Consider the following 25,087-nt stretch of genomic DNA (forward strand, 5'->3'; position numbering starts at 1 on the left):
GAGGTGTGACCCTCGACCTATGGCGGGTGACGTCTGTCGCCGGGTGCACCTCCTCACCTACTGATGGGGGAGTCGTTCCCCGGCGGGCGCAAGATCGAACGCCCGGTGGGGCTCGGCCTGGTACCAGTACGCGACCGACGACCAGTCGTCGCTGCGCTTGTTCGCGTGGCCGTGCTCGATGCTCACGCGGATCGAGCGCTCGAAGACGACCGGGTCCTCGATGTGGAAGCGATACAGGCTCACCGGCCCGCGCCAGTTCTTCCCGCCCGCGAGCGTGACCCCGTGGTACGGCGCCGAGTAGCTCTGCGTCGGGCACCAGGCGGTGTTGACGTAGTCCTCGGTGCCGGTCCCGTGCAGGGTCGGCGGCCAGACGTCGCCGTCGATGAAGATCATGTCGTCGCCCTCGCCGTACCAGTTCCAGAGGCGGGTGCGGCGCCGGTTCTGGATGTTCAGGACACAGCCGACGTAGTGCCCGTGGCCCTCGGCCTCAAGGATCGTGTAGTTGTCAGTTCCTGTCAGGTTCGTGCCGTGGAACTGGTAGGCGGCGTTCGACGGGCCGGGCGTCACCCCCTGCGTCGGGTTCTGGCGGCGCCACTGCGCGTGGAAGCGGCCGATGTCGTCGTCGAGGGCGTCGAGCTCCTCGTAGTCGACGTAGAAGTAGACGAGCACGTCGGCGTCGTCGACCTCGCTGGAGATCTCCATCCGCGCCCCGGAGCCGAACGGCATCGCGAACCAGCAGTTGAACGCCTTGCCGTCCTCGGGGCTCATCTGCAGGGGCAGCGAGACGAAGTTGGTCGTGCGGCCGTGGCCGACACCGAAGAAGTCGCCCAGCGGCACGGCGACGCTGGGGTGCTCCTCGCCGTCCCACCAGGCCTTGAGCGTGAGGCGTCGGAGCAGGTCGTCGGCCTTGCCGCGGGGGTTCCGCAGGGTGCGTGACGTCGCGACGGTGACCCAGATGTGGGTGACGACGCCGGCACCCGCGACGTCGAGCAGCGTGGCGGTCTCGCCGGGGCCCAGGGTCTCGCGGTCGTCGTTGCCGCCCGTGCGGTCCCAGCTCGACGAGCGCCGGCGGCGGGTGTGTCGGAGGCGCGGGAGATCGCGCAGGCTCGAACCGTGGGGGCCGTAGGCGGCGGTCATGGGTCCAGCCTCCCCGCCGACTTCGCGCGAGGAGGGAACCGAATCGGGTCCGGCGCCATCAAACCCGGTATGACGACCTCTGACCTCTCCTCTTCCGACGCCGTCCAGCTCCTGTCGGACGGCACCCCGAGCGTCTACGACGACCTGCTGCGACACGCCCGCGCCGAGGACTGCGCCCCGGTCTGGCTCGCCGGTGCCGACTGCCGGCTCGGGGTCATGCCCGTGCCGGACGACCCGGTCGGCGCGATCGGCGCCTACGACCCCTACCGCGTGCTGGCGGAATGGTGGCCGGGCCCGTGCCCCGAGGGATGCACGTGCCTGGAGCCGTTCCTCGGTGAGCTGCCCGAGCTGACGCGCTCCGGCGAGGAGGACCGGTCGACCTCTCCGCGCACGTTCCGCGAGGCGGCCGCCATGGCCGAGCAGGCCGCGGCGTGGGGACACTTGGCGCTCGTGCGGGTCTCTCGCCCCGCCGACATCCCCGCAGTCGTGGGGTGGGGCGGGGCCTGCAACTACCCGCATCAGGACAACGTCCGCCTCAGCGCGGTGCTGCGCAGCTGGGAGGAGCGCTTCGGGGCCGTCCTCTCCGTGATGACGACGTCCACCCTCGAGCTGTCGGTGGCGTTCCCGCCGACGACCCAGGAGGAGGCCGAACTCGTGGCCTCCGAGCACTTCGCCTTCTGTCCCGACCAGGTCGACCCGCAGAACGGGGTCGTCTACACCCCGCGCAGCTACGGGGAGAAGATCCGCAGCGCTACTCGCTGGCGGTTCTGGTGGGACTGACCGTCAGGAGCTTCCGGTGATCCGGTCGAGCCACTCCCGCAGCATCCCGAGCTCGGCAGGGCTCAGGGCGTCGACGCCCGGGAGCGCCGCGCGGAGGGCCGCGGCGGCGGGGATCGGGCCCGGGTCGGGCAGGGCGGGCGCGTCGGTGGTGATCGCGGCGATGACGGCCTCGCGGGCGGATTCCGCGAGGTGCGGGTCGCGGCGGTCCTCCGGGGTGGCGATCAGCGTCAGCGTCGTCCCCTCGCCGACCGCGCGGACGAGTCCGACGGCGCGCTCCTCGGGCACGCGCAGGCGCCCGGCCTCGGCGATGCGGCCGATGCGCTTGGCGAGGACGTCGGCGGCGGCCTCGAGAGCCGGCGACCCGGGGCGGGCGCGCGCGTACATCAGCTCGTAGAGCGCGGGGTGGGCGAGGCCCATGGCGACGTGCTCGTCCCAGCTCGCGCGCAGGTCCTCCACCGGGTCGGGGTGGGGCTCGCCGGCGGTCTTGGCGGCGATGTACGACGTGAAGCCCTCGGTGGCGACGGCGTCGAGCAGGCCCTGCTTGTCGCCGAAGAGCCGGTAGATCGTCGGGGCCTGGACGCCGGCGGCGGCACTGACCGCGCGCGTCGACACGGCGTCGGGACCGCTCGCCTCGAGCAGGCGCAGGGCGGCCGCGACGATGCGCCCGCGCGGGCTTTCGTCGGTGTCCACGCTCACGACGATAGCGCTTCGTTGCTTCCACCGATAACAACGGTGCTAGCGTGAAGTCGTTATCAGTGGAACGGAGAAGCCATGATCGTCGTGACCGGAGCGAGCGGCCAGCTGGGCCGCGCCGTCCTCGAGCGGCTGCTCGACCGCGTGCCCGCCGGGCAGATCGGGGCGAGCGTCCGCGATCCGGAGAAGGTCCGGGACCTCGCCGAGCGCGGCGCGCGGGTCCGTCGGGGCGACTACACCGACCCGGCGAGCCTCGCCGAGGCCTTCGAGGGCGCGTCCCAGGTGCTGGTCGTCTCGGCCAACGTCCTCGGCGAGGAGGCCCTGCGCCAGCACCGCACCGCCATCGACGCCGCCGTCGCGGCCGGCGCCGGGCGCGTGCTCTACACGAGCCACCACGGTGCCGAGCCGACCTCACCGATGGCGCCGATGGCCGACCACGCCGCCACCGAGGAGATGCTGCGCGGGTGCGGCGTCGCGTGGACGTCGCTGCGCAACGGGTTCTACTCGTCGACCGTCCCGATGCTGCTGAGCGGCGCCTGGCACACCGGGGAGCTGCGCGTGCCCGAGGACGGGCCCGTCGCGTGGACCACCCACGGCGACCTCGCCGACGTCACCGCGCTCGCCCTGACCGGCGACGCGTTCGACGGCATCACCCCACCGCTCACCGGCCCCGAGACGCTGACGATGGAGGACGTCGCCGCGCTGGCGTCGGAGGCGGCCGGGCGGACGATCCGCCGCGTCGTGGTGAGCGACGAGGAGTACGTCGCCGACCTGGTGGGTCACGGGGTCCCCGAGGCGGCGGCGCGCATGCTGCCGACGATGTTCGCCGCGAGCCGCCGCGGTGACTTCGCCCCGGCCGACCCCACCCTGGCCCGCCTGCTCGGGCGGCCGGCGACGCCGCTGTCCGAGATCCTGGCGGTGCCGGCTCAGGCGTAGTCGTCGTTCGTGCGCCCGGTGAGCACGGACCGGTCGTCGTCGGGCAGGGCGGCGCCGGCGTCCTCGTCCCTGGTCTTGATCAGGAGCCAGTCGTCGCCGCCGGTGCGGATGAAGGCGTAGCCGCCGGAGAGCTTCTCGCCGTGCAGGACGACGGTGAGGTGGCCGTTCGCGAGGGCGTCGGCGGCCGTGCCTTCGGTGCGCAGGTCGTAGGTCCCGGTGTCCCAGACGATCACGGTGCCGGACCCGAGGCGGCCCTCGACGTCGATGTGGTCGAGGGCGTGGTCGTCGACGCGGCGGGCGAGGCGGCGCTGCGCGGGGTCGGTCGACGGGCCCTTGGGGACTGCCCACGACACGAGCACACCGTCGATCTCCAGGCGGACGTCGAAGTGCAGGCTCGTCGCGTCGTGACGCTGGACGACGAAGCGGTTCGTCACCTCGGCGCACCTCCTCCGTGCGGGAACTACGAACTGACTCTGCCCCGCGACGGGTCCAGCCTGACGCTCCGGGCGCGGACGGCGCGCCCCCGGAGCGAGGGAGCGACGCGATGTCGACCCAGCAGAACAAGGAGCTCGTGGCGCGGCAGTTCGACGAGATGTGGAACGGCGACAAGTGGGACTCGCTCGAGGAGATGTTCGCCCCGAGCTACGTCAACCACGACCCCTACAACGGTGACCAGGGCTCGGGCCCCGAGAGCTTCAAGGCGCGCGTGCAGGCCTACCGCGGGGTGCTCGCGGACTTCGACCTCCGCATCGCGATGCAGCTCGCCGAGGGCGACCTGGTCGAGACCTTCTGGACGTTGCGGGGCACGCACGCCGGCGAGATCGAGAACACGGCGCCGACCGGGCGGCCGGTCTACTTCGAGGGGCAGCTGCTCAGCAGGATCGAGGACGGCCGGTTCGTCGAGGAGTGGGTCAACTGGGACACCCTCGGCTTCCTGCGCGGGATCGGCGCGCTGCCGTCCTGACGGGTCACGGCCCGGGTCGGAGGTCGGCGACCAGCGGGCGGTGGTCGGACGACGTGACGTCCGGCGACTGCGGCGGGCCGGTCGGGGCGAGGCCGCGCAGGAAGATGTAGTCGATCTTCCCGTGCGCCGTCGTCTCGTACTGCCCGGTCGGGTCGACCTCGGTGAAGCCCTGGCGCAGCGGGGCGAGGTCGGGATCGGTCGGGTCGACGTTGAGGTCGCCGAGCACGATCGCCGGCCCGGACCCGGCCACGCCTTCCGCGAGGCGGCGTAACTGGTCCGCCTGCACCCCGTCGAGGCCGATGTGCGCGTTGGCGACGGCGATCGGGCCGGTCGGGGTGGTGACGTCGACCGCGAGGTAGCCGCGCTGCTCGTCACGGCGGTCGGGCGGGAAGGTGACGACGCGCGGCGGGCTCATCGGCAGCCGTGAGAGCACCGCGACGCCGTAGAGCACGTCGTTCGGGCCGGTGTCGCACGCCGGGCCGAGCGCGGCGTTGACCGGCGCGCTCGCCTCGGCCGGCGTCGGCGGGCGGATCGGGCCCCGCGCCACCTGGTAGTCGAGCCCGTGGTCGCGGCGCAGGAGCTCGGCGAGCTCCTCGGCGTCGCGGGTGCAGACCTCCTGGAGCGCGAGGACGTCCGGGTGCAGGTCGGCGACCACGGGCGCCCACTCCGTCGGGTCGTGCTCGCCGGTCTGGACGTTCCAGGTCACGACGCGCAGGCCGGGCGGCGGTGGCGGGGGCTCGCTGCACGCCGCGGCGAGCGCGAGCAGGGCGACGACCAGCCCGAGCAGTCGACGGCGCACGCCCCCATCGTCGTGCACCGAACCGCCCCGACGGCTCGGGCCCGCCGGGTGTTGGTCCAGAGTTCGCGGGCGCAAGCCGCACGGCCTGATGGCCGATCGACCGTTCGCGGGAGCGGCCTCACCCTGTGGTGGGCAGACCTGCGTGTGTGTCCGAGGGGGGCGACAGCCATGGCCGATGCGGCGGCGATCCGCGATCTGATCCAGCGTCTCGAGGACGCGATGAACTCGCGGGAACTGGACCTGCTCGACGACATCGTCGCCGAGGACTTCGTCCGGCACTGCGAGGCGACGCCCGACTTCGACGTCCGCAGCCGCGAGGACTTCAAGGAGTTCCTGCGGTCGAACACGGCGTCGTTCCCGGACAACGTCCAGACGTTCGTGCAGGTGGTGGTCGAGGGCGACCGGGCCGGCATCTGGACGACCTACGAGGGCACCCAGCAGGGGCCGCTCGGACCGATCCCGGCGACGGGCCGGAAGGTGTCGTTCGACTTCGGCGGCATCTTCCGCGTCGAGGACGGCAAGCTCGCCGAGCTCTGGGTCACGTGGGACAACATGACGATCCTCGGGCAGCTGGGCGCGCTGTCCGGCTGATCACCCGAAGCGCTCGGTGGTGATGGCGCCGGCCGGCACGCCGAGGCTGCCGAGCCCGTGGATCGCGGCGCCGACCAGCGGCGGGGGCCCGCAGACGAAGTACTGGTGACTCGGCGGCGGGCTGCCGGCCGGCATGACGGCGCGGAGCATCCCGGCGTCGAGGCGGCGGCCGCCGGTGCGCAGGACGGAGAGGTCGAGGCGCCGGGACAGCGCGAGGATCTCGGCGGCGAAGAGCGCCTCGCCCTCGCGTTCGGCGAGCAGCAGCGTGTGCGACCGGGGGTCGGCAGCGGCCGCGTGGGCCCGCAGGATGCTCATGATCGGCGTGACGCCGACCCCGCCGGCGATGAGCACCAGACCACCCGAGGCCTCGGCGGGCACAAAGGCGCCGTGCGGGCCGTCGAGCCAGACCGTGCGCCCCGGCTCGAGGTCGAGCAGGCCGCCGCTGAACGGGCCCTGGTCGCGGACGGTCAGCTCGAGCACGCCCGAGCGGGTCGAGGCGGCGATCGTGAACGGGTGCTCCTCGGCGACCGGCACGCGCGTCACCCGCACCCACACGAACTGGCCGGGCTCGGGCGGCGGGTCGAGCGCCGGACCCGCGGGCGCGAGGACGACCGTCGAGGTGTTGCCGGACTCCGGGCGCACGGCCGAGAGCAGGTACGCGCCGCGTCCGAGCGCGGGCCGGACGATCCAGCGCCGCAGCAGGATCACCAGCATCACGACGCCGAGGCCGGCCGCCGGGACGCCGATCAGCGGGTTCTTCGCGAGGCTGCCGAACAGCCACACGTGCGCGCCGGTCAGCAGGAGCACGAGGACGCCGAGCACCGCGTGCACGCGGGCGATCTGCCCGTACCGGCGCACCGACTTCAGCGGGAGCACCACGGCCCCGAGCAGCATGAGCACGGTGGCCGCGATGCCGGTCTTGAGCGGCCAGCCGACGGCGAGCGGGTCGAGCAGCGCGAGGCCGCGCGGCGAGTGCGCGACCGCGGCGATGACGTGCGCGAACGTGAAGCCGGCCGCCGCGACCCCGAGCCGGCGGTGGACGCGGTTGCTGATCTCGACGCCGAGCAGCCGCGTCAGCCCCCGCACGCGCGACACCAGCGCGACGATCAGCGCCATCAGCACGGCGCCGACCAGCCCGAACGCGCTGGCCCACGTGACGGTCTCGCCGAGGCGCGGCGACGCGACGGAGAGCAGGAGGGCCACGAGGGGCATGAGCAGGAGCATCGCCAGCCCCATGGCCCAGGCCCGTCCGCGCTCGGTCATGGGCGCGGACGCTAGGGATCTCGCTGATCAGGCTGGGGCCGTTCGGCGAGGCCGTGACCTTTTCGTGACCTGGGGAGGATGCCCTCATGGAGGCGATTGCTCGCGGGGTCGTGGTCCGCGATGGCCGGGTGCTGCTGATGCAGGAGGTCGCGGTGGGCTACTGGTTCTTCCCCGGTGGGCACGTCGAGGCGGGCGAGACGCCGGAGGTCGCGCTGGTCCGGGAGCTGCGCGAGGAGCTGGACGCCGGCGCGACGGTCGGGGAGCGGCTGGGGGAGCTGGAGAACGTCTGGGACGGGCACCACGAGATCAACCACGTCTTCACGGTGGTGATCGACGTCGAGGACCCGGTCAGCCAGGAACCGCACCTCGCGGCGGGGTGGCACCGCGTCGCGGACCTGGGCGTGACCGACGTCCGGCCGCGGGCGCTCGCCGACCTGGTGCAGTCGTTGCGGTGAGCGCGGCGTGTCGCCGGATCGAGGTGGTGGCGATCCTGACGTTGGGTGTCAGCGTGGCCGCCACGCTGGAACACGTCAGGCGCGCCGGAGGTAGCGGGGCGCGAGGTCGTCGGTGAGCCAGGTGTCGTCGTTGCCGCGGCGGAACACGGCGCCGTCGGCGGCCGCCGCCCGCGCGTCGACGATCAGGACCACCGGGCGTCCGTGGCGCGCCCCGACCTCGCGCGCGGTGGCCTCGGACGGGGAGAGGTGCACGTACTGCCGCCCGTCCGGGTGCAGGCCATCGCGCAGGATCGCGTCGACCGCGCCCGCGCCCGTCCCGTGGAAGAGCACCGCCGGCGGGTCGGCGGGCGCCATCTCGACGTGCCCGGGCAGCGAGTGCCCGTAGCGCGCACGGATGCGCCCGCCGGCGAGCTCGTAGCGCTGCTTCGACCCGTTCGCCACGACGTCCTCGACGTCGGCGACCGACACCCCGAGCGCCGCGCACAGCGCATCCAGCGAGGTCCACCCCGCCTCGTCGAGCACCAGCCCGACGCGCGCCGGGTCGTGACGCAGCGCGCGGGACATCCGCTTCGAGAGGCGCACCCGATCCACGGGTCCAGGGTTTGTCGCGCGGCCGTGGGAGGCAAACGCCCAGGTATGAGCAGCGGCGAGACGGTCGAGGGCGTCGACGCCACGCACCCCGACAAGGTGCTCCTGCCCGCGCGCGAGGGCGGCGACGACGTCACGAAGGCCGATCTCGCGCACTACTGGGAGGCGATCGCACCGACGGTCCTGCCGCACCTGGAGGGCCGCCCGCTGACCCTCCAGCGCTTCCCCGACGGCCTCGACGCCGGCGGGTTTGTGCAGCAGGACGCCGGGCAGCGGGCGCCGAAGGGCCTGCACACCGTCGACACGCCGCGCCGCGAGCACAAGAAGGGCGGCGACGACGTCGTCCACCACCCGCAGGTCGCGGAGGCCGCCGACCTCGTCCGGCTCGTGCAGTTCGGGACCGTGGCGCTGCACGGGTGGAACGCCGTCGCCGGGTCGCTCGAGCACCCCGACCGCCTGATCGTCGACATCGACCCCGGCGACGACATCGACCTCGCCGGCATCCGCGACGTCGCCCGCGCGGTGCGGGCGGCGGTCGAGGGACGGGGTCTCGTCGCGTTCCTGCAGTCCACGGGCAGTCGCGGCTACCACGTCGTCGCGCCCCTGGACGGCAGCGCGGGCCACGACGCCGTGAAGGACGCCGCCACCGAGATCGCCGACGCCGTCGCCGCCGACCACCCGGACGAGCTGACGACCGAGGTCCGCAAGGACGCCCGCCACGGCCGGACGTTCCTCGACGTCGGGCGCAACGCCTACGGCCAGACCGCGGTGATGCCGTACTCACCGCGCGCCCGTCCCGGCGGCCCGACCGCGACGCCGCTCGCCTGGGACGAGCTCTCCCGCGTCACGCCCGACCAGCACGACGTCCGGTCGATCCCGCGCCGGCTGGCTCGCAAGGCCGATCCGTGGGCGAGCCTGCGGGACCACGCGCGGGCGCTGCGCTGATCGAGCTGGTGGCGAAACTGACGTTGGGTGTCAGCGTGGCCCCCACGCTGGAACACCCCGGGCCTCGCTGAAGCACGGCGTGTCGCCGCAGCGAGCATGTGGCGATCCTGGCGTCACACGCCAGCGATGCCGCATCGCTCGCACCGGGGCCGTATGGGCAATCCGGAGGATCCGGTCAGGGGACGGGCGCGGGCCGACCGCGGGGAGCACCATCGGGGCATGGCCGAGCACTGGACGGGCGAGGTGGCCGCGCAGCGGGAGGGCTTCTCGCTGCTGCGGGAGATCGAGGCCCTGCGGGAGTCGGGGGAGACGGCGCAGGTCACGACGCCGTTCGGGCACCAGGCGACGATGGTCAGCCGGTACGCCGACGCCCGCGAGCTGCACGGCGACCCACAGCGCTTCCGGCTCGACGCGGTACCGCCACCGCCAGCGATGGTCGAGGCCGGGCGTGACAAGGCCGAGTGGCGTCGCCGCCAAGCAGGCAACCTGCTCGGCCAGGACCCGCCGGACCACACGCGGCTGCGCAAGATGCTCACCGGCGAGTTCACGGTCAAGCGGATGAAGCGGCTGGTCCCGCGCGTCGAGGAGATCGTCACCGAGCACCTCGACGCCATGGAGAAAGCGGGCCCACCCGCCGAGCTCGTCGACGACTTCGCGCTGCCGGTGCCGTCGATGGTGATCTGCGAGCTGCTCGGCGTCCCGTACGACGACCGCGCCGAGTTCACCGAGCGCAGCGCGCGCTCGCTCGACAGCACGATCTCCGCGCCCGAGCGGATGCGCCTCGCCGACGCGTCGCGGGCCTACATGTCCGACCTCGTCACCCGGCACCGCGCCGACCCCGGCGAGGACCTGCTCGGCATGCTCATCCGGGAGCACTCCGACGACGTCACCGACGACGAGCTCATCGGCATCGGCAACCTGCTGCTCGTCGCGGGGCACGAGACGACGTCGAACATGCTGTCCCTGGGCACGCTCGCCCTGCTCGAGCACCCCGACCAGCTCGCCCGCGTCCGGGACGACCCGGCGGCCGTCGACGGGGCGGTCGAGGAGCTGCTGCGGTGGCTGACGGTCGTGCACGGCGGCTTCCCGCGCGCGGCCACCGAGGACACGACGATCGGCGGGCACCCGGTCGCGGCCGGCGACCTCGTGATCGCGTCGCTGGCGGCCGCCAACGGGGACCCGGCGCTCATCGAGGACGGCACGACGCTGGACATCAGCCGCCCGCCGTCGCCGCACCTGGCGTTCGGTCACGGCATCCACCACTGTCTCGGCGCGCCCCTCGCGCGGATCGAGATGCGCGTGGCGTTGCCGGCGCTGCTCCAGCGGTTCCCGGGCCTGCGGCTGGCGGGCGAACCCGAGTTCCGCCACCGCACCCTGATCTACGGGCTGCACCGGCTGCCGCTCGCCTGGTGATGGCCTGCGGCCACGTGAGTGGTCCGGGTCGTCGGGACGACCCAGATCACTCACGTGTGCGGAGCGCCTCGTGATCGGGAACGAGCCCGAGTACGGGGTCGCGGAGAACTACCGGCGCTTCGGCGCCCACCAGGCCCGCGGCCGCAGCCCCCTCTACGAGGAGCTGGCCGCGGGGGTCGCCGACGACCCGGAGCTGGTCGCGTTCCTCGACGAGCTCCCGGCCGACCGGCGCCAGCCCACGCTGCTGTTCGCGACGGTCCGCTTCCTCGCCGGGCTCCCGTCCGGGTACGCGGCCTTCCGCGACGTCGTCCTCGGCCGCCGCGACGAGGTCGCGACGACGATGCTCGCGCGCCGCACCCAGACCAACGAGCCCGCCCGGTGCGCCACGCTGCTCCCGGCGCTCGCCGCGCTCGACGGTCCGCTGGCGCTGCTCGAGGTGGGCGCGAGCGCGGGGCTCTGCCTGCTCCCCGACCGCTACGGCTACTCCTACCGACGTGCCGGCGAGGAGGTCGCGCGCATCGAGGGGTCGCCGCTGCTGCCGTGTGACGTCCTCGGACCGGCGCCTCTGCCTGCGACGACGCCGTCGGTGGTCTGGCGCGCCGGGATCGACCTCGACCCGCTCGACGCCGCCGACCCCGACGACCTGCGCTGGCTCGCCTGCCTCGTCTGGCCGGGACAGCCTTCACGTGTCGAGCGGCTCGAGGCGGCCGCGGAGGTCGCTCGCGTCGATCCGCCCCGCGTCGTGCGCGGGGACCTGGTCGACGAGCTGCACGCCGTCGCCGCCGGGGCACCACGCGACGCGACGCTCGTGGTGTTCCACTCCGCGGTGCTGACCTACCTGCCGACCGAGCGGCGCTGGGCGTTCGCGGAGGCCGTCGGGGACTTGGACGCGGTGTGGCTCGCGAACGAGTCCGCGAGCGTGCTCGCCGACCTGCCCTCGCCGCCGCCGACCGACCTGCCGGACCCGCCGCCCGGCCCGGCCCCGTTCCTGCTCGCTCGCGACGGGCGCGAACCGCTCGCCTGGGTCGACGGGCACGGCGCGTGGTTGCAGTGGCTGGGCGGCTGAGGCCGTTCTTTCCACGGGCGACGCTTCGGTTCCCGAAGCGTCTTCCGTGAAGAGAGACGACGCCCTCGCCACCGCCCCTATCGTCGACAGCCGTGCCGCTCGTGCTCGGGATCGACATCGGGACGTCGTCGTCGAAGGGCGTCCTCGTCGACGCCGAGAGCGGTCACGTGGTCGCACGTGCCGACGTCGAGCACGCGACGTCGTTCCCGCACCCCGGGTGGGTCGAGCACGACGCCGAGGGCGTCTGGTGGGCAGACGTCGCGCACCTGACCCGGGAGCTCCTCGCCCACGGCACGCCGGACGCGGTCGGTGTCAGCGGCATCGGGCCGGTGCTGCTGCCCGCCGACGCCGACGGGCGGGCGCTGCGTCCGGCGATCCTCTACGGCGTCGACACCCGCGCGACGCGGGAGATCGCCGAGCTCACCGAGGAGATCGGCGCGGACGAGATCGTCGCGCGCGGGGGCACGCCGCTGTCGAGCCAGGCCGTCGGCCCCAAGTGGCGCTGGCTGCAGCGCCACGAGCCCGACGTCTGGGCGCGGACCGAGCGCTTCCTCATGGCGAGCTCGTATCTCGTGCACCGGCTGACCGGCGAGTACGTCCTCGACCACCACTCCGCGAGCCAGTGCGACCCGATGTACGACCTCGAGGCCGCCGACTGGGCGCCCGACCTGGCCGAGGTCGTCGCCCCGGGGCTCCCGCTGCCCCGGCTCCTGTGGCCCGGGGAGATCGCAGGGACGGTGACGCGAGCAGCGGCCGACGAGACCGGGCTGCGCGAGGGCACGCCCGTGACAGCCGGGACCATCGACGCCTGGGCCGAGGCGACGAGCGTCGGCGTGCAGACCGCGGGCGACACCATGGTCATGTACGGCACGACGATGTTCCTCGTGCAGGTCACGGACACGCCCGTGCGGCACCCGGCGCTCTGGGCGACGCGCGGGGTGCCGCCCGGCTCGTTCACCACCGCGGCCGGCATGGCGACCTCGGGCGCGGTCACCGCCTGGCTGCGCGACCTCGTCGGCGCCGACTACGCGACCCTCGTCGCCGAGGCCGCCGACGTCCCGCCCGGCGCGCGTGGCCTGCTCCTGCTGCCCTACTTCGCGGGCGAGCGGACCCCGATCCTCGACCCAGACGCCCGCGGCCTGGTCCTCGGACTGACCACGGGCCACGGGCGCGCCGAGCTCTACCGCGCCGCGCTCGAGGGCACCGCCCACGGCGTCCGGCACAACCTCGACGCCTTCCGCGACGCCGGCGGCCCCGAGCCCCGGCTCGTCGCGGTCGGCGGGGGCACGCGGGGCGGGCTCTGGATCCAGATCGTCAGCGACGTGACCGGCCGCGAGCAGGACGTCCCCGCCGACACCACCGGCGCGGCGCTGGGCGACGCCCTCCTCGCCGCGCAGGCGCTGGGTGCCGAAGCGGACGTCGCCGTCTGGAACCCGATCGTCGCCACCGTGACTCCCGACCCCGAGCGCACCGCCCGCTACGACGCCTTCCACGAGCACTACCGGGCGCTCTACCCCGCGACCGCCGACGCCGCGCACTTCCTCGCCGCGCAGCAGCGCTCAGGCGAGCAGTGACCGCAGCTCGCCCAGCACCGCCCGCAGGATGACGGGGAGCGGGCGCTCCTCGCCCTCCGCGATCCACGTCGCGAACCCCACGCGGAACACCGCGACGCCGCTCTCGGCGGCGAGGGCGGCGGGCGTCGGGTCGATGCCGCGCCGGCGTAGGGCGTCGGTCATCGCGCCGGCGAGCTTCGAGAGCTTGAGCAGCTCGCGCTCCTGCAGGCCGGGGTCGGCGTCGATGACCTCCTGCCGGGCCCGCGACCAGGCGCGCCGGTCCTCGGGGAAGAAGCCGGTCGCGCCCTCGAGGGCTGCCGCGACGACGGCTATCGGGTCGGTGCCGTCGGCGTCCTCGATCCCGGCGACGAACAGGCGCTCGAACTCGTCCTGACCGGCGAAGAGCACCTCGCGCTTGTCGGCGAAGTGCCGGAAGAAGGTCCGCTCGGTGAGGCCCGCGGTGGCGGCGATCTCGGCGACCGTCGTGCCGTCGAAGCCCTCCGCGGCGAAGCGCTCGAGGGCGGCGGCCTGCAGCCGTTCGCGTGCCCCGGGCTGCCAACGGACCATGGCGCCAGACTACTGATGACAGCGACTGACATCGCGGCGTAGGCTGATGTCAGCACCTGACATGAGTCTAGGGGAGGCCACGCGAGATGCGTGTTTTCGTCACCGGAGCCAGCGGCTGGATCGGCTCCGCCACCGTCGACGAGCTGCTCGCCGCCGGTCACGAGGTCGTCGGTCTCGCCCGGTCCGACGCGTCGGCGTCCGCGCTCGAGGCGAAGGGCGCGGTCGTCCTGCGGGGCGACCTCGACGACCTCGACGGGCTGCGCCGGGGTGCGGCCGACGCCGAGGGGGTCATCCACCTCGCCAACAAGCACGACTGGGCGAACATGGCGGAGTCGAACCGCGCCGAGCGTGCGGCCGTCGAGACCCTCGGCGAGGCGCTCGTCGGCACCGACAAGCCGCTCGTCGTCGCCGGCGGCGTGGCCGGGCTCGCCGCGGGGCGCCCCGGGACCGAGGCCGACCCGTCGCCCGCGATCGGCGCGGGGTCACCGCGCGGCGGCACCGAGAACCTGGCGCTGAGCTACGTCGACCGCGGGGTCCGTGCCGTCACCGCGCGGTTCGCGCCCACCACCCACGGGGACGGCGACCACGGCTTCATCGCCCTCATCGTCGCCGCCGCCCGTCGCCACGGCGCCTCCGCCTACGTCGGCGACGGCTCGACGGGCTGGTCGGCGGTGCACGTCAGCGACGCCGCGCGGCTCGTCCGGCTCGGGCTGGAGAAGGCGCCGGCCGGGGCGCGGCTGCACGCCGTCGCCGAGGAGGCGATCCCGTCCCGCGAGATCGCGCGGGCGATCGGCGACGTGCTCGGCGTCGGCGTGACGTCGGTGGCGCCCGGGGACGCCGTCGAGCACTTCGGGTTCATCGGGGGCTTCTTCGCGATGGACATGTCCGCGACCAGCGAGCACACCCGCGCGCTCCTCGACTGGACGCCGACCGGTCCCGGCCTGCTCGAGGACATCAAGGCGGGTGCCTACGGCACGTGAGTGGAATGGGTCGCCGGGGCGACCCATTCCACTCACGTGGGCGGAGCCCCTCACTCGAAGTCGACGTCCTTGGTCTCGGGGCCGGCGGCCGCACCGCCGGCCCCGAGCAGGCCGCCGAAGGCGAGCAGCACGAGCACCGCGGTCGCGTAGGGCATGAACCCGCCGAGGCCCTCGAGGAAGAACGCGTAGAACGACGGGATCACGACCGACACGCTGAACCCGAGCCCGAAGCCGGAGGCGCGCACGTCGGTGCGGAACCGCTCGGTGATGTAGGGCAGGACCACGCCCCACGGCGCCGTCACGACCACCGAGAACGCGCAGACCACGAGGATGATCAGCCCGAACGGCAGGCCCTTCCCGTGGACGAGCACGGCCATGAGGGCCACACCGACGGTGGCGATGAGCAGGCCCCCGATGACGAAGAACCGCTTGCGCCCGATGCGCTGACCGATCACCCCGGAGCCGATGTAGCTGCCGACGAGGCAGACGTAGGCGATCAGCAGCGTGAGGGTCAGCTGGGTGTTGGTGAGGCCGACGAGGTTGCGCAGCACGGTCGTCGGGAGGAAGAGCGTGACGAGGTTCTGGGTCAGCCAGAACCCGGTCATCATGAGGAAGACCTGCAGGAACGTCGGGCTGCGCAGCACGGCGAGCAGCGGGCGACCGGCTCCGCCCTGTGAGGTGCCCTCGGACTTCGCGGCCTCGGCGGCCTCCCAGATCTCCGACTCGGAGACGCTGCGGACGTAGTAGATCGCGAGGACGAACGCGAGCAGGGCGCCGAGCACGAACGGCACGCGCCAGCCCCACACCGCGTACGGCGAGTCCGGCCCGGCCAGCGGGAAGAGCGCGAAGCCGGCCAGGGCGACGAGGTTGATGACGATGTAGGCCAGCGGGAACGCCGACAGGATGATCCCGCCGAGCAGGCCGCGGCGGCTCTTCGTCGAGTACTCCATGGCCAGCGGCAGCGCGCCCGTGTAGCCGCCGCCGAGGCAGATCCCGTCGAGGAACCGCAGCACGATCAGCAGCCAGTACGACGCGATGCCGATCGTCGTGAAACCCGGGACCAGGGCGATGAGCAGCGTGATCACGCCGAACCCGGTCACCGAGATGATCGTGCTGCGCCGCCGCCCGACGCGGTCGGCGAGCGCCCCGAACACCGCCGCGCCGATCGGCCGCCCGACGAGCGTCGTGACGAACACCAGCGACGTGAAGATCGCCGCCGTGCCCGGGTCGAGCTGGGCGGGCTGGAAGTAGAGCAGCGCCGGGGTCAGCACCACGGTCGGCAGGTAGATGTCGAACATGTCGACGAACTCGGCGAAGAACGCCCCGCGGGTGGCCGACTTCCGCTTGGCCGCGCGCTCCGGGGTCTCCACGGGCGGGGCCGTCACCGGTGCGGCCTGCTCGGGACTCGTCATCGAGACCACTCCTCGCCTGTGGCGAAATCTCTGTCTGGCTGTCTGACAATCGAGAACGTAGGGTCACCCGCAGCGACACGTCAACCACACGAGGTCTCGACGAGGAGGCGCGATGGGGCTGGACCTGGACTCGCTGACCGACGATCTGCTCGCCGGGCTCCCACCCGGACCCGACTGGAGCCTGTTGCTGGAGATCGGGTCGACGCGCCACCTCGTGCGGGTCGTCGACGGCGCGCTGCGCCACGAGGGCGCGCCCGGCATCAACGCGACCTGGGACGTCGGCTTCGCCGTGACCGACGAGGAGTGGGCGGCGTTCTGCGCCGACCCGCCGCCGCGCGGCGCCACGTCCGCGCAGGCCCTCGTCGCGACCCGGGGCAGCGAGCGGATCACCGGCCGGCGCGAGGTCTGGGCCCGCGCGGCGCCGGCGATCGACCGCTTCCTCGCCGCCCTGCGCGGCACGACGACGCCGAAGCGCCCGGACCCGCCGAAGCCGCCTCCGGGTTTCGGGCCCACCGTCGGCCGCTACCTGCACCTCGACGACGGCCGGCGGATCTTCGTCGAGACCGCCGGCGAGGGCCCGCCGCTGCTCTGCCTGCACACCGCGGGCGCCGACTCCCGCCAGTTCCGCGGCCTCCTCGAGGACCCGCGCGTCACCGACCACCACCAGGTCATTGCCTTCGACATGCCCTGGCACGGGCGCTCCGACCCGCCCGACGACTGGCAGCACCGCCGCTACACGCTCGACACGGCGACCTACGCGTCGACGGTCCTCGCGGTCGCCGACGCCCTGGCGCTCGACCGCCCTGTGCTGCTCGGCTGCTCGATGGGCGGGGCGATCGCGCTCTACCTGGCCGCCGAGCACGGCGAGCGGTTCCGCGGCGTCTGCGCGCTCGAGGGCGGGCTCGGGAGCCCCGGGCGCTTCGTCGAGTGGACCCACCGCGCCGACGTCGACCACTCCGCCTTCCTCACCAGCTGGGTCGGCGGGCTGATCGCACCCGGCAGCCCCGAGGGACCCCGCGCACGGACGCTCTGGGGCTACGCGAGCAACGGCCCCGGCGTCTACCAGGGCGACACGGCCTTCTACTCGATCGACTTCCCGCCGATCGCCGCGCAGCTGGGCCGCGCGACCTGCCCGCTGCACGTCTTCAGCGGCGAGTACGACTACTCGGCCACCACCGAGATGAGCCGCCGCGCCGCCGAGCAGCTGGGCGGCGAGCTCGTCGTCATGACCGGGCGCGGCCACTTCCCGATGTCCGAGGACCCCGAGGGGCTCCTCGAGTACCTGCTGCCGGTCCTGGAGAAGCTCCGATGACGAACGACGTCCTCGCCGTCCGCTACGGCACCCGCACGACCACCCGCGCCGAGAGCTACCTCAACTGGCACGTCTACGGCGAGCCCGACGAGGCGTTCCCGATGGACTACTTCTTCTGGGTCGTCCGCAGCGGCGGGCGCACGACGGTCGTCGACTGCGGCTTCGACCCCGAGGTCGGACGACGACGGGGCCGCGAGGTGCTCGTCGACCCGGTCGAGGCCCTGCGCAGGCTGGACGTCGACCCCGCCGGCGTCGACCGGCTCGTGGTCAGCCACGCCCACTACGACCACATCGGCAACCTCTCGCACTTCCCGAACGCCGAGATCGTCATGACGGCCCGCGAGCTCGAGTTCTGGACGGGCCCGCACGCCGAGCGCGTCCAGTTCGCGCACTCGACCGAGAAGAACGAGATCGCCGAGCTCGCCCGCGCGGACGCCGACGGCCGGGTGACGACGTTCTCCGGGGTCTGCGAGGTGGGCGACGGGTTCTCGCTGGTCGAGGTCGGCGGGCACACGCCGGGCCAGCTCATCGGGCGGGTCGACGTCCCGGGCGGCGAGGTCGTGCTCGCGGCCGACGCGCTGCACTTCTACGACGAGCTCACCGAGGACCGGCCGTTCTTCGTCGTCGCCGACCTCGAGGCGATGTACGCGGGGTTCGACACGCTGCGCGACCTCACCGACGTCCCGGGCCGCGTGCTGGTCGCCGGGCACGACGTCGACGTGGGGCGCCGCTTCCCCGGGCGCCCGGAGGGCACCGGCATCGACGACCTGGTCATCCGTCTGGAGGTGCCGTGAGGGGGCTCGACGGCAAGGTCGCGCTGATCACCGGGGCCGCCGGCGGCCTCGGGTCGGCCACCGCGCGCCGGCTCGCCGACGAGGGCGTGCGGCTGGTGCTCACGGACGTCGACGCCGACCGGGTCACCGCGCTCGCACAGGAGCTGGACGCCGTCGCGAGCCCGGGGGACGTCGCCGAGGAGGCCGACGTCGTCGCCGCGGTCGCGGCCGGCGTCGAGGCGTACGGGCGCGTCGACCTGCACCACCTCAACGCCGGGATCAGCGGCAGCTTCGACCGCCTGCCCGACATGAGCGTCGCCGACTTCGACCGCGCCACCGCCGTGAACCTGCGCGGGTCGTTCCTCGGCCTGCGGGAGGCGTTCCGGCGGTACGCGCTCCAGGGGTCCACCGGGGCGATCGTGCTCACGGCGAGCATCGCCAGCCTGCGCGGCAGCGACGACCTGCTCGCCTACCAGGCCACCAAGCACGGCACGCTCGGCCTGCTGCGCGGCGCGGCGCTGTACGGCGGGCCGATCGGGGTGCGGGTCAACGCGGTCGCGCCGGGCATCGTCCCGACGGCCCTGTTCGCCGCGCACGCCACCGCCACCGGCGGCGCCGACGACATGGTGCGCCGGGCGTCGACCACCCCGCTGCGCCGCGCCGGGACCGGCGAGGAGATCGCGGGCGTCGTCGCGTTCCTGCTCTCCGACGACGCCGCGTACGTCACCGGCGAGGTCGTCTCCGCCGACGGCGGGGCCGCGGCCACCAGCATCGTGCGGCCGTCGGGCGGCGCCGGGGCGTGGGACCCCGGGCCGGTCGACCGCCGCGTGCACCCCGACCTCGAGGAGGCATTCCGATGACACCGGTCGGCATGATCGGGCTGGGCAACATGGGCGGGCGCATGGCGCGCCGGCTCGTCGACGCCGAGTGGGAGGTCGTGGGGTACGACCCGGTGGCGTCGTGCGACGGGGTGGAGGTCGCGGCGAGCCCGGCGGCGGTGGCCGAGAAGTGCCGCACCGTGCTGCTCTCGCTGCCCGACTCCACGGTCGTCGAGCCGGTGGTGCACGAGCTGCTGCCCGCCGCGAGCGCCGGCACGACCGTCGTCGACCTCTCGACGGCGTCGCCGGAGTCCACCGTCGCGCTCGCCCGCGACGCCGCCGGGCAGGGCGTCACGTACCTCGACGCCGGCATCTCCGGCGGCGCCGCGGCCGCCGAGAAGGGCACCCTCGTGATCATGGCGGGCGGGGACGCCGCGGCCGTCGACGCGATCCGGCCGGTGCTCGCGCCGCTGGCGAAGACCGTGCACCACCTCGGCCCGGTCGGCGCCGGGCACACCGCGAAGCTGCTCAACAACTTCCTCAACGCGGTCACGCTCGCCGCGACCGCGGAGGTCATGGTCGCCGGGCAGCGCGCCGGGCTCGACCTGCGCACCCTGCTCGCGGCGATCAACGGCGGCAGCGGGCAGTCGTTCGCGTCGTCGAACCGGTTCCCGCGCATCGTCGAGGGCGACTACCTCGAGGGCGGGCTCACCAGCCGCCTGATGACCAAGGACGTCACGCTCTACACCGAGCTGCTCGGGCGGCTCGGCGTGCCGTCGCTCAACGCCGCCGGGCCCGTCGCCTCGTTCGGGATGGCGTCCCACCTCGGCTACGGCGACGTCATCTCCAACCGCGTCGTCGACGCCCTCGGCGACCTCGCCGGCGGCGTCCGCATCCAGCAGCCGTCCACCGACGAGGAGGCCTCGTGAAGATCGTCCACGCCCGCGCCGACGGCGCGAGCGCCGAAGCCCGCAGCGCCACCTTCACCGGCACGGTGTGGGGCGACCCCGTCCTGCCGACCACCGACGGCACCACGATCAACTCGGTGACGTTCACGCCGGGCGCGCGCACCTTCTGGCACCACCACGAGGGCGGGCAGATCCTGCACGTCACCGCCGGGACCGGCTGGGTGTGCACGCACGGCGAGGCGCCGCAGCCGCTGCGGGCCGGCGACGTCGTGTGGGTCCCGCCGGGCGAGCAGCACTGGCACGGCGCGGGCCCCGGTTCGATCATGACGCACCTCGCGGTCTCGCTGGGCACGACGACCTGGCTGCACGAGGTGTCGGCCGACGAGTACGGGCAGGCCGGCCAGTGAGCGGGCGCAACGGCACCGACGACCGCTTCGAGCGCGGCCTCGCGGTGCGCAAGGAGGTCGTCGGCGAGGCCCACGTCGAGCGCTCGATGGCGAACGTCAGCGACTTCTCCCGGCCCATGCAGGACTGGGTGACGCGTGCCTGCTGGGGCGAGGTCTGGGACCGGCCGGGGCTCGACCGGCGCACGCGCAGCCTGCTCAACCTCGTCATGCTCACCGCGCTGGGGCGCTCGCACGAGCTCGCGGTGCACGTGCGCGGCGCGCTGACCAACGGGTGCACGACCGAGGAGATCCAGGAGGCCCTGCTGCAGGCGGCCGCGTACTGCGGCGCCCCGGCCGGGCTCGAGGCGTTCCGGGTGGCCGAGAAGGTGCTCGCCGAGGAGGGCCGGCTGTGAACACCGTCGGGTTCGTCGGCCTCGGGCACATGGGCACGCCGATGGTGTCGCGGCTGGTGGGCGCCGGGGTGACCGTCCGGGCGTACGACGCGTCCCCGCACGCCCGCTCGGCGTTCGCGGAGACTGTCCCGGGCGCCACGGTCGTGGACGACGCGGCCGCGACCGCCGACGGCACCGACGCGGTGCTGCTCTGCCTGCCGAACTCCGACGTCGTCGAGGCGGTGGTGGCCGAGCTCGACGCGGCGCGGGTGATCGTCGACATGAGCTCCTCGGAGCCCCTGCGGACGCGGGCCCTCGCGGCCCAGCTGGCCGACACCGGCCGCGTGCTGGTCGACGCCCCGGTCTCCGGCGGCGTCTCCGGGGCGCGGGCCGGGACGCTCGCGGTGATGGTCGGCGGGCCGGACGACGTCGTCGCCGACCTCGAGCCGGTGCTCGCCGCGATGGGCCGCCCGCGCCACGTCGGGCCGGTCGGGGCGGGGCACGCGCTCAAGGCGCTGAACAACCTCATGTCCGCCGCGCACCTCGTCGCGAGCTCCGAGGCGGTGCTCGTCGGCGAGGAGTTCGGGCTCGACCCGGCCGTGATGCTCGAGGTCGTCAACGGCTCGTCGGGGCGCAGCGGCTCGACCGAGAACAAGTGGCCGAACCACATCCTGCCCGGAACCTACGGGGCCGGCTTCGGGATCGGCCTCATGGTCAAGGACATCCACATCGCCCTCGACCTCGCCGGGAGCACGAGCGTCCCCACCCGGCACGCGGCGGCGACCGTCGCGCTCTGGGACGAGGCCCTCGCCGCGCTGGGGCCGACCGCGGACCACACCGAGATCGCCCGCTGGTTGCGGGAGAAGGCGGGAGAGTCATGACGCTGACCGACGAGCAGCAGGCCATCAAGGACGAGTTCGTCCGCGTCCGCGGGACCTGGGGCGAGCCCTGGGAGCGCATGCTCGAGCTCGACCCGGCGTTCGTGCGCGCCTACCTCGACTTCTCCGCGGTGCCGTGGCGCCGCTCGCCGGGAGCGCTGTCGCCGAAGGTCCGCGAGCTGCTCTACATCGCCGTCGACGCCGCCGCGACCCACCTCTACACGCCGGGCGTGCGCCAGCACGTGGCGGCCGCGCTCGACGCCGGGGCGACGCCGCAGGAGATCATGGAGGTCCTCGAGCTCACGAGCACGCTGGGCATCCACGCCGCCAACATCGGGGTGCCGCTGCTGGTCGAGGTGCTCACCGAGGAGGGCCTGCGCGACGGGCCGGCGCCGCTCGACGAGCGCCAGGAGCAGCTCAAGGCCGAGTTCACCAAGACCCGCGGCTACTGGCACACCTTCTGGGACGAGATCCTCGAGCTCGACCCGGACCTGTTCGAGGCCTACGTCGCGTTCTCCTCGGTGCCCTGGCACACCGGCACGCTCGAGCCGAAGGTCAAGGAGCTCGTCTACTGCGCCTTCGACGCCTCCGCGACCCACCTCTACGTGCCGGGCCTCAAGCTGCACCTGCGCAACGCGCTGGGCCACGGCGCGAGCGTCGCGGAGATCCTCGAGATGTTCGAGATCGCCAGCGTCGTCGGCATCCACGCGGCGACGACTGCGGCGCCGATCCTGGCCGAGCTGGCGGAGCAGCGGTCGTGACCGCCGCGCTGTCGGACGTCGAGACGACCGTCCCGGAGCCCGCCGACCAGGTCCTCTCGGTGCGCTACGCCGGGCGGACGGTGCGGCGCAGCGACGTCCTGCACGACTACGCCGCCTACGGCGAGCCCGACGGCGACCTCGAGATGGACTACAACTTCTACGTCGTCACCGGCCCGGATGGCATCACGCTGTTCGACACCGGCTACGACGTCGCCGCGCGCGACTGGCTCGGCGAGATCCCCGGGACGACCACCCCGGAGTGCCTGGACCTGCTCGGCATCGACCCGCGCGACGTCGTCCGCGTCGTCACCTCGCACTTCCACTACGACCACATCGGGCACCTGGCGCTCTTCGAGCGCGCCGAGGTCGTGGCCGCGCGCGAGGAGTACGACTACTGGTCGGGCAAGCGGGCCCGCGACGGGCTGGCCGGCGAGTTCGCGACCGACGCCGACCTCGACGCCGTCGAGCGCGCCCGCGCCGAGGGCCGCCTGACGCTGCTGGACGGGCCGACGCGCGTGGCGCCGCACCTGACCGTCGTGCCGGTCGGCGGGCACACGCCGGGGGAGTCGTTGCTGGTGGTGGGCACCCGGGAGCGTCCCCTGCTGCTCGCCGCGGACGCGGCGCACTTCGGGATCCAGGTCGAGAACGACTGGCCGTTCTTCGCGTTCACCGACCTCGACCGCATGCGCCGGGGGCTCGGGCGCATCCACGCCGTGGCCCACGCGCTCGGCGCCACGGTGGTGCCCGGCCACGACGGGCGCACCCGTCACGAGCACCCGGCGGCGCCCGGACCGGGTGGTCGCGTCGCCGTCGTGCTGGGCTGATCGGCCCGTCGCGGCGTGGGATCATCGAGCCGTGACGTCGTCGGTGTGGGGCTCCGAGCCGCTGCCGCGGGTCGCCGCGCCGCTGCGCGAGCAGGTCACCGACCGGGTCCGCGCGGCGATCCTCGACCTGCGGCTGAAGCCCGGCGAGCGGCTGATCGAGCGCGAGCTCACCGAGAACCTCGGGGTGTCGCGGGCGACGGTGCGTGAGGTCATCCGCCAGCTCGCCGCCGAGGGCCTGGTCACCGTCGTCCCCCAGCGCGGGGCCGAGGTCACCTCGCTCTCGGCGTCCGACGCCGCCGACATCTACGAGATGCGCGCGTCCCTCGAGGCCCTCGCCGTCCGCCGGTTCGTGCAGCGGGCGGGCGACGAGCAGGTCCGCGCGCTGCGCGAGGCCGTCGACGAGATCGCCCGCAGCGCCGGGGGCGCCGGGGACCACCTCGGCGCCAAGGACCGGTTCTACGAGGTGCTCATGGAGGGCTCGGCGAGCGGACCGCTGCAGCAGACCCTCGCCGGCCTGCAGGCCCGCGTGCGCCTGCTGCGCGCGACGTCGCTGTCCGTCCCCGGTCGGCCCGCGCGCGCCGCGGAGGAGCTGCGTGCCGTCGTCGACGCGATCGAGGCCCGCGACGCGGACGCCGCCGCCGACGCGTGCGTGCAGCACATCCGCAACGCCGCCGAGACGGCGGTGATGCGCCTCCGGCGCACGTGAGTGATCTGGGTCGTCAGGACGACCCAGATCACTCACGTGCGCCGAAGGCGCATCAGGCGGTCGACAGGTCCGGGGGCTCCGGGCGGGGGTTCGGGACCCCGCGGTCGCCGCCGCGCCGGGCGCGCTTGTCCGCGTACATCAGCGAGTCCGCCTCGGCGCACGCGCCGGGGAAGCCGCCGGCGACCGTGAACGGCGCGGCGCCGATCGAACAGGGGACGCCCGCGGAGTCGAGCGCGTCGCGCAGCCGCTCGACGAGCTTCTGCGTGTCCTCGACCCCGATCTGCGCGACCAGCGCGAACTCGTCGCCGCCGAGGCGCGCGAGCGGGTCGGTGCTGCGGATCGTCGAGCGCAGGACCGCGGCGCAGTGGCGCAGGTGGCGGTCGCCGGCGTCGTGGCCCTCGGTGTCGTTGACGACCTTGAGGTTGTCGAGGTCGAGCATCACCACCGAGGCCGGGTCGCCGAAGCGCCGGAACCGCTCGTCCTCGCGCGTGAGCCAGCGCTCCCAGCCGCGGCGGTTGAGCAGCCCGGTCAGGGGGTCGCTCTCGGCGTCGCTGACGGCGCGCTCGAGCGCGCGGGCCGAGTCCACCGCGGCCGTGTCGGCCTCGAGCACCGAGGACAGGAGGCTGGAGAGCAGGTCGAGCAGCGGCTCCTGGTCGACGGTCTCGGGGGCGACCGGTCGCCGGTTCATCCCGACGACCGTGCCCCACAGGCTCCCGTCGCCGCTGACGATCGGCGTGCCGACGTAGGTGCCGACCTCCATCCCGTGCGCCGCCGCCTCGGACGCGATGCGCGCGAGGTCGGGCACGGTGCGGGTGTCCGGGACGATCCGCGGCGCGGTCCCGGCGACCATGTACTGGCACATCGAGCTGGACCACAGCGCCGTCTGGCCGGGCGTGAGCCCGTAGTCGGAGTCGGTGGTGACCAGCATCGTCTGATGGCCGTCGGCGACCCGGGTCACGGCCCAGGCGTCGAGCGGGACCACGCGCGACAGGTAGTCGACCACCATGCGGCAGGCGGTGTCGAAGGCCCGCGGTGGCGCGAGCTCCGCAGCCACCCGCAGGTCCTGGGTGGACGTCACGATTCCTCCCCCCGGCAGGTACGGCCCTCCCGACCGCTGCCGTCGTCGTCCCAAGTGTGGCCACTTCGTGCGTACCCCGGTCGTCCAGGTCCCGCTCATCACCCGTCTT

Annotated in this window: 29 protein-coding genes; 20 read left to right on the forward strand and 9 right to left on the reverse strand. The window is 73.9% G+C overall.

Annotated elements, in window-relative coordinates:
- Positions 1-57: 57 nt before the first annotated feature.
- Positions 58-1,137 (reverse strand): glycoside hydrolase family 172 protein, encoded by a 1,080-nt coding sequence (locus EV188_RS14560; RefSeq protein ID WP_133826955.1) that lies wholly within the window; start codon positions 1,135-1,137, stop codon positions 58-60.
- Positions 1,138-1,206: 69 nt separating this feature from the next.
- Here EV188_RS14560 and EV188_RS14565 point away from each other — a divergent pair, with 69 nt between their 5' ends.
- Positions 1,207-1,917 carry a DUF4253 domain-containing protein gene (locus EV188_RS14565; RefSeq protein ID WP_133826956.1) on the forward strand — a complete coding sequence of 237 codons (711 nt, stop codon included), beginning with the start codon at positions 1,207-1,209 and terminating at the stop codon, positions 1,915-1,917.
- A 3-nt stretch (positions 1,918-1,920) separates the two neighbouring features.
- Here the strand turns inward: EV188_RS14565 and EV188_RS14570 are convergent, their stop codons facing one another.
- Entirely contained in the window at positions 1,921-2,607 is a 687-nt protein-coding gene (locus EV188_RS14570) for a TetR/AcrR family transcriptional regulator (RefSeq protein ID WP_208114184.1), read from the reverse strand.
- Positions 2,608-2,688: 81 nt separating this feature from the next.
- Between EV188_RS14570 and EV188_RS14575 the strand changes: the two genes are divergently transcribed.
- Positions 2,689-3,546 carry an SDR family oxidoreductase gene (locus EV188_RS14575; RefSeq protein WP_133826958.1) on the forward strand — a complete coding sequence of 286 codons (858 nt, stop codon included), beginning with the start codon at positions 2,689-2,691 and terminating at the stop codon, positions 3,544-3,546.
- Here the strand turns inward: EV188_RS14575 and EV188_RS14580 are convergent.
- On the reverse strand, positions 3,537-3,980 hold the full coding sequence (locus EV188_RS14580) for a DNA polymerase ligase N-terminal domain-containing protein (RefSeq protein WP_133826959.1): 444 nt from the start codon (positions 3,978-3,980) through the stop codon (positions 3,537-3,539). The genes EV188_RS14575 and EV188_RS14580 overlap by 10 nt on opposite strands.
- 110 nt (positions 3,981-4,090) lie before the next feature.
- Between EV188_RS14580 and EV188_RS14585 the strand changes: the two genes are divergently transcribed.
- Positions 4,091-4,510 carry an ester cyclase gene (locus EV188_RS14585; RefSeq protein ID WP_133826960.1) on the forward strand — a complete coding sequence of 140 codons (420 nt, stop codon included), beginning with the start codon at positions 4,091-4,093 and terminating at the stop codon, positions 4,508-4,510.
- A 4-nt stretch (positions 4,511-4,514) separates the two neighbouring features.
- Here the strand turns inward: EV188_RS14585 and EV188_RS14590 are convergent, their stop codons facing one another.
- On the reverse strand, positions 4,515-5,309 hold the full coding sequence (locus EV188_RS14590) for an endonuclease/exonuclease/phosphatase family protein (RefSeq protein WP_166659884.1): 795 nt from the start codon (positions 5,307-5,309) through the stop codon (positions 4,515-4,517).
- Positions 5,310-5,477: 168 nt separating this feature from the next.
- Between EV188_RS14590 and EV188_RS14595 the strand changes: the two genes are divergently transcribed.
- Positions 5,478-5,900: an ester cyclase gene (locus EV188_RS14595; protein WP_133826962.1), complete on the forward strand. Its 423-nt coding sequence runs from the start codon at positions 5,478-5,480 to the stop codon at positions 5,898-5,900.
- On the opposite strand, the gene EV188_RS14600 is transcribed toward EV188_RS14595, so the two are convergent.
- Entirely contained in the window at positions 5,901-7,163 is a 1,263-nt protein-coding gene (locus EV188_RS14600; protein ID WP_133826963.1) for a ferric reductase-like transmembrane domain-containing protein, read from the reverse strand.
- An 86-nt stretch (positions 7,164-7,249) separates the two neighbouring features.
- Between EV188_RS14600 and EV188_RS14605 the strand changes: the two genes are divergently transcribed.
- Positions 7,250-7,618 carry an NUDIX domain-containing protein gene (locus tag EV188_RS14605; protein WP_133826964.1) on the forward strand — a complete coding sequence of 123 codons (369 nt, stop codon included), beginning with the start codon at positions 7,250-7,252 and terminating at the stop codon, positions 7,616-7,618.
- A gap of 75 nt (positions 7,619-7,693) precedes the next feature.
- Here EV188_RS14605 and EV188_RS14610 read toward each other — a convergent pair whose 3' ends face one another.
- Positions 7,694-8,209 (reverse strand): RNA 2'-phosphotransferase, encoded by a 516-nt coding sequence (locus EV188_RS14610; protein ID WP_243741691.1) that lies wholly within the window; start codon positions 8,207-8,209, stop codon positions 7,694-7,696.
- 45 nt (positions 8,210-8,254) lie between these two features.
- Here EV188_RS14610 and ligD point away from each other — a divergent pair, with 45 nt between their 5' ends.
- The 4 genes from ligD (at position 8,255) to EV188_RS14630 (ending at position 13,204) form a co-directional block, all read left to right on the forward strand.
- A complete protein-coding gene (gene ligD, locus EV188_RS14615) occupies positions 8,255-9,151 on the forward strand; it encodes a non-homologous end-joining DNA ligase (RefSeq protein ID WP_133826965.1) in 897 nt (298 codons plus the stop codon).
- Between the two features lie 219 nt (positions 9,152-9,370).
- Positions 9,371-10,564 (forward strand): cytochrome P450, encoded by a 1,194-nt coding sequence (locus tag EV188_RS14620; RefSeq protein WP_133826966.1) that lies wholly within the window; start codon positions 9,371-9,373, stop codon positions 10,562-10,564.
- Positions 10,565-10,634: 70 nt separating this feature from the next.
- Positions 10,635-11,630, forward strand: coding sequence for a DUF2332 domain-containing protein (locus tag EV188_RS14625; protein ID WP_208114185.1), 996 nt, complete (start codon positions 10,635-10,637; stop codon positions 11,628-11,630).
- 92 nt (positions 11,631-11,722) lie between these two features.
- Positions 11,723-13,204, forward strand: a complete 1,482-nt coding sequence (locus EV188_RS14630) for an FGGY-family carbohydrate kinase (protein WP_133826967.1) — start codon at positions 11,723-11,725, stop codon at positions 13,202-13,204.
- On the opposite strand, the gene EV188_RS14635 is transcribed toward EV188_RS14630, so the two are convergent.
- On the reverse strand, positions 13,190-13,750 hold the full coding sequence (locus tag EV188_RS14635) for a TetR family transcriptional regulator (RefSeq protein WP_133826968.1): 561 nt from the start codon (positions 13,748-13,750) through the stop codon (positions 13,190-13,192). The two genes, EV188_RS14630 and EV188_RS14635, sit on opposite strands and share 15 nt — an antisense overlap.
- Before the next feature lie 86 nt (positions 13,751-13,836).
- Here EV188_RS14635 and EV188_RS14640 point away from each other — a divergent pair, with 86 nt between their 5' ends.
- Positions 13,837-14,730, forward strand: coding sequence for an SDR family oxidoreductase (locus EV188_RS14640; protein WP_133826969.1), 894 nt, complete (start codon positions 13,837-13,839; stop codon positions 14,728-14,730).
- 50 nt (positions 14,731-14,780) lie between these two features.
- On the opposite strand, the gene EV188_RS14645 is transcribed toward EV188_RS14640, so the two are convergent.
- Positions 14,781-16,142, reverse strand: a complete 1,362-nt coding sequence (locus EV188_RS14645) for an MFS transporter (RefSeq protein ID WP_133826970.1) — start codon at positions 16,140-16,142, stop codon at positions 14,781-14,783.
- Between the two features lie 112 nt (positions 16,143-16,254).
- Between EV188_RS14645 and EV188_RS14650 the strand changes: the two genes are divergently transcribed.
- Genes EV188_RS14650 through EV188_RS14690 form a run of 10 tightly spaced genes read left to right on the forward strand, consistent with a single transcriptional unit; the run spans position 16,255 to position 23,900 of the window.
- The gene (locus tag EV188_RS14650) at positions 16,255-17,454 is read left to right on the forward strand and encodes an alpha/beta fold hydrolase (protein WP_208114186.1); all 1,200 of its coding nucleotides are present in this window, start codon (positions 16,255-16,257) and stop codon (positions 17,452-17,454) included.
- Positions 17,451-18,248: an N-acyl homoserine lactonase family protein gene (locus EV188_RS14655; RefSeq protein ID WP_133826971.1), complete on the forward strand. Its 798-nt coding sequence runs from the start codon at positions 17,451-17,453 to the stop codon at positions 18,246-18,248. Before EV188_RS14650 ends, EV188_RS14655 begins: the two co-directional genes overlap by 4 nt.
- On the forward strand, positions 18,245-19,087 hold the full coding sequence (locus tag EV188_RS14660; RefSeq protein ID WP_133826972.1) for an SDR family NAD(P)-dependent oxidoreductase: 843 nt from the start codon (positions 18,245-18,247) through the stop codon (positions 19,085-19,087). Before EV188_RS14655 ends, EV188_RS14660 begins: the two co-directional genes overlap by 4 nt.
- Positions 19,084-19,974 carry an NAD(P)-dependent oxidoreductase gene (locus tag EV188_RS14665; protein ID WP_133826973.1) on the forward strand — a complete coding sequence of 297 codons (891 nt, stop codon included), beginning with the start codon at positions 19,084-19,086 and terminating at the stop codon, positions 19,972-19,974. Before EV188_RS14660 ends, EV188_RS14665 begins: the two co-directional genes overlap by 4 nt.
- Positions 19,971-20,360, forward strand: coding sequence for a cupin domain-containing protein (locus EV188_RS14670; protein ID WP_133826974.1), 390 nt, complete (start codon positions 19,971-19,973; stop codon positions 20,358-20,360). The genes EV188_RS14665 and EV188_RS14670 overlap by 4 nt, the downstream gene beginning before the upstream one ends.
- The gene (locus EV188_RS14675) at positions 20,357-20,752 is read left to right on the forward strand and encodes a carboxymuconolactone decarboxylase family protein (RefSeq protein ID WP_243741692.1); all 396 of its coding nucleotides are present in this window, start codon (positions 20,357-20,359) and stop codon (positions 20,750-20,752) included. The genes EV188_RS14670 and EV188_RS14675 overlap by 4 nt, the downstream gene beginning before the upstream one ends.
- Positions 20,749-21,612, forward strand: a complete 864-nt coding sequence (locus EV188_RS31585) for an NAD(P)-dependent oxidoreductase (RefSeq protein WP_208114187.1) — start codon at positions 20,749-20,751, stop codon at positions 21,610-21,612. The genes EV188_RS14675 and EV188_RS31585 overlap by 4 nt, the downstream gene beginning before the upstream one ends.
- The gene (locus EV188_RS31590) at positions 21,609-22,370 is read left to right on the forward strand and encodes a carboxymuconolactone decarboxylase family protein (protein ID WP_166659885.1); all 762 of its coding nucleotides are present in this window, start codon (positions 21,609-21,611) and stop codon (positions 22,368-22,370) included. The genes EV188_RS31585 and EV188_RS31590 overlap by 4 nt, the downstream gene beginning before the upstream one ends.
- On the forward strand, positions 22,367-23,194 hold the full coding sequence (locus EV188_RS14685; RefSeq protein WP_133826975.1) for an N-acyl homoserine lactonase family protein: 828 nt from the start codon (positions 22,367-22,369) through the stop codon (positions 23,192-23,194). Before EV188_RS31590 ends, EV188_RS14685 begins: the two co-directional genes overlap by 4 nt.
- Before the next feature lie 31 nt (positions 23,195-23,225).
- Complete coding sequence (locus EV188_RS14690; RefSeq protein WP_133826976.1) at positions 23,226-23,900, forward strand: GntR family transcriptional regulator; 675 nt, start codon at positions 23,226-23,228, stop codon at positions 23,898-23,900.
- Positions 23,901-23,952: 52 nt separating this feature from the next.
- On the opposite strand, the gene EV188_RS14695 is transcribed toward EV188_RS14690, so the two are convergent.
- Entirely contained in the window at positions 23,953-24,978 is a 1,026-nt protein-coding gene (locus EV188_RS14695) for a sensor domain-containing diguanylate cyclase (RefSeq protein WP_243741693.1), read from the reverse strand.
- Positions 24,979-25,087 lie beyond the last annotated feature (109 nt).

Origin of the sequence: Actinomycetospora succinea (assembly GCF_004363095.1) — a bacterium.
Classification (GTDB): Bacteria; Actinomycetota; Actinomycetes; order Mycobacteriales; family Pseudonocardiaceae; genus Actinomycetospora; species Actinomycetospora succinea.

Excerpts from the sequence above, each read along its gene's own strand:
- EV188_RS14560 (WP_133826955.1), bottom strand. The coding sequence starts at position 1,137 with ATGACCGCCGCCTACGGCCCCCACGGTTCGAGCCTGCGCGATCTCCCG.
- EV188_RS14565 (WP_133826956.1), top strand. The coding sequence starts at position 1,207 with ATGACGACCTCTGACCTCTCCTCTTCCGACGCCGTCCAGCTCCTGTCG.
- EV188_RS14575 (WP_133826958.1), top strand. The coding sequence starts at position 2,689 with ATGATCGTCGTGACCGGAGCGAGCGGCCAGCTGGGCCGCGCCGTCCTC.
- EV188_RS14585 (WP_133826960.1), top strand. The coding sequence starts at position 4,091 with ATGTCGACCCAGCAGAACAAGGAGCTCGTGGCGCGGCAGTTCGACGAG.
- EV188_RS14595 (WP_133826962.1), top strand. The coding sequence starts at position 5,478 with ATGGCCGATGCGGCGGCGATCCGCGATCTGATCCAGCGTCTCGAGGAC.
- EV188_RS14600 (WP_133826963.1), bottom strand. The coding sequence starts at position 7,163 with ATGACCGAGCGCGGACGGGCCTGGGCCATGGGGCTGGCGATGCTCCTG.
- EV188_RS14605 (WP_133826964.1), top strand. The coding sequence starts at position 7,250 with ATGGAGGCGATTGCTCGCGGGGTCGTGGTCCGCGATGGCCGGGTGCTG.
- ligD (WP_133826965.1), top strand. The coding sequence starts at position 8,255 with ATGAGCAGCGGCGAGACGGTCGAGGGCGTCGACGCCACGCACCCCGAC.
- EV188_RS14620 (WP_133826966.1), top strand. The coding sequence starts at position 9,371 with ATGGCCGAGCACTGGACGGGCGAGGTGGCCGCGCAGCGGGAGGGCTTC.
- EV188_RS14635 (WP_133826968.1), bottom strand. The coding sequence starts at position 13,750 with ATGGTCCGTTGGCAGCCCGGGGCACGCGAACGGCTGCAGGCCGCCGCC.
- EV188_RS14640 (WP_133826969.1), top strand. The coding sequence starts at position 13,837 with ATGCGTGTTTTCGTCACCGGAGCCAGCGGCTGGATCGGCTCCGCCACC.
- EV188_RS14645 (WP_133826970.1), bottom strand. The coding sequence starts at position 16,142 with ATGACGAGTCCCGAGCAGGCCGCACCGGTGACGGCCCCGCCCGTGGAG.
- EV188_RS14650 (WP_208114186.1), top strand. The coding sequence starts at position 16,255 with ATGGGGCTGGACCTGGACTCGCTGACCGACGATCTGCTCGCCGGGCTC.
- EV188_RS14655 (WP_133826971.1), top strand. The coding sequence starts at position 17,451 with ATGACGAACGACGTCCTCGCCGTCCGCTACGGCACCCGCACGACCACC.
- EV188_RS14665 (WP_133826973.1), top strand. The coding sequence starts at position 19,084 with ATGACACCGGTCGGCATGATCGGGCTGGGCAACATGGGCGGGCGCATG.
- EV188_RS31590 (WP_166659885.1), top strand. The coding sequence starts at position 21,609 with ATGACGCTGACCGACGAGCAGCAGGCCATCAAGGACGAGTTCGTCCGC.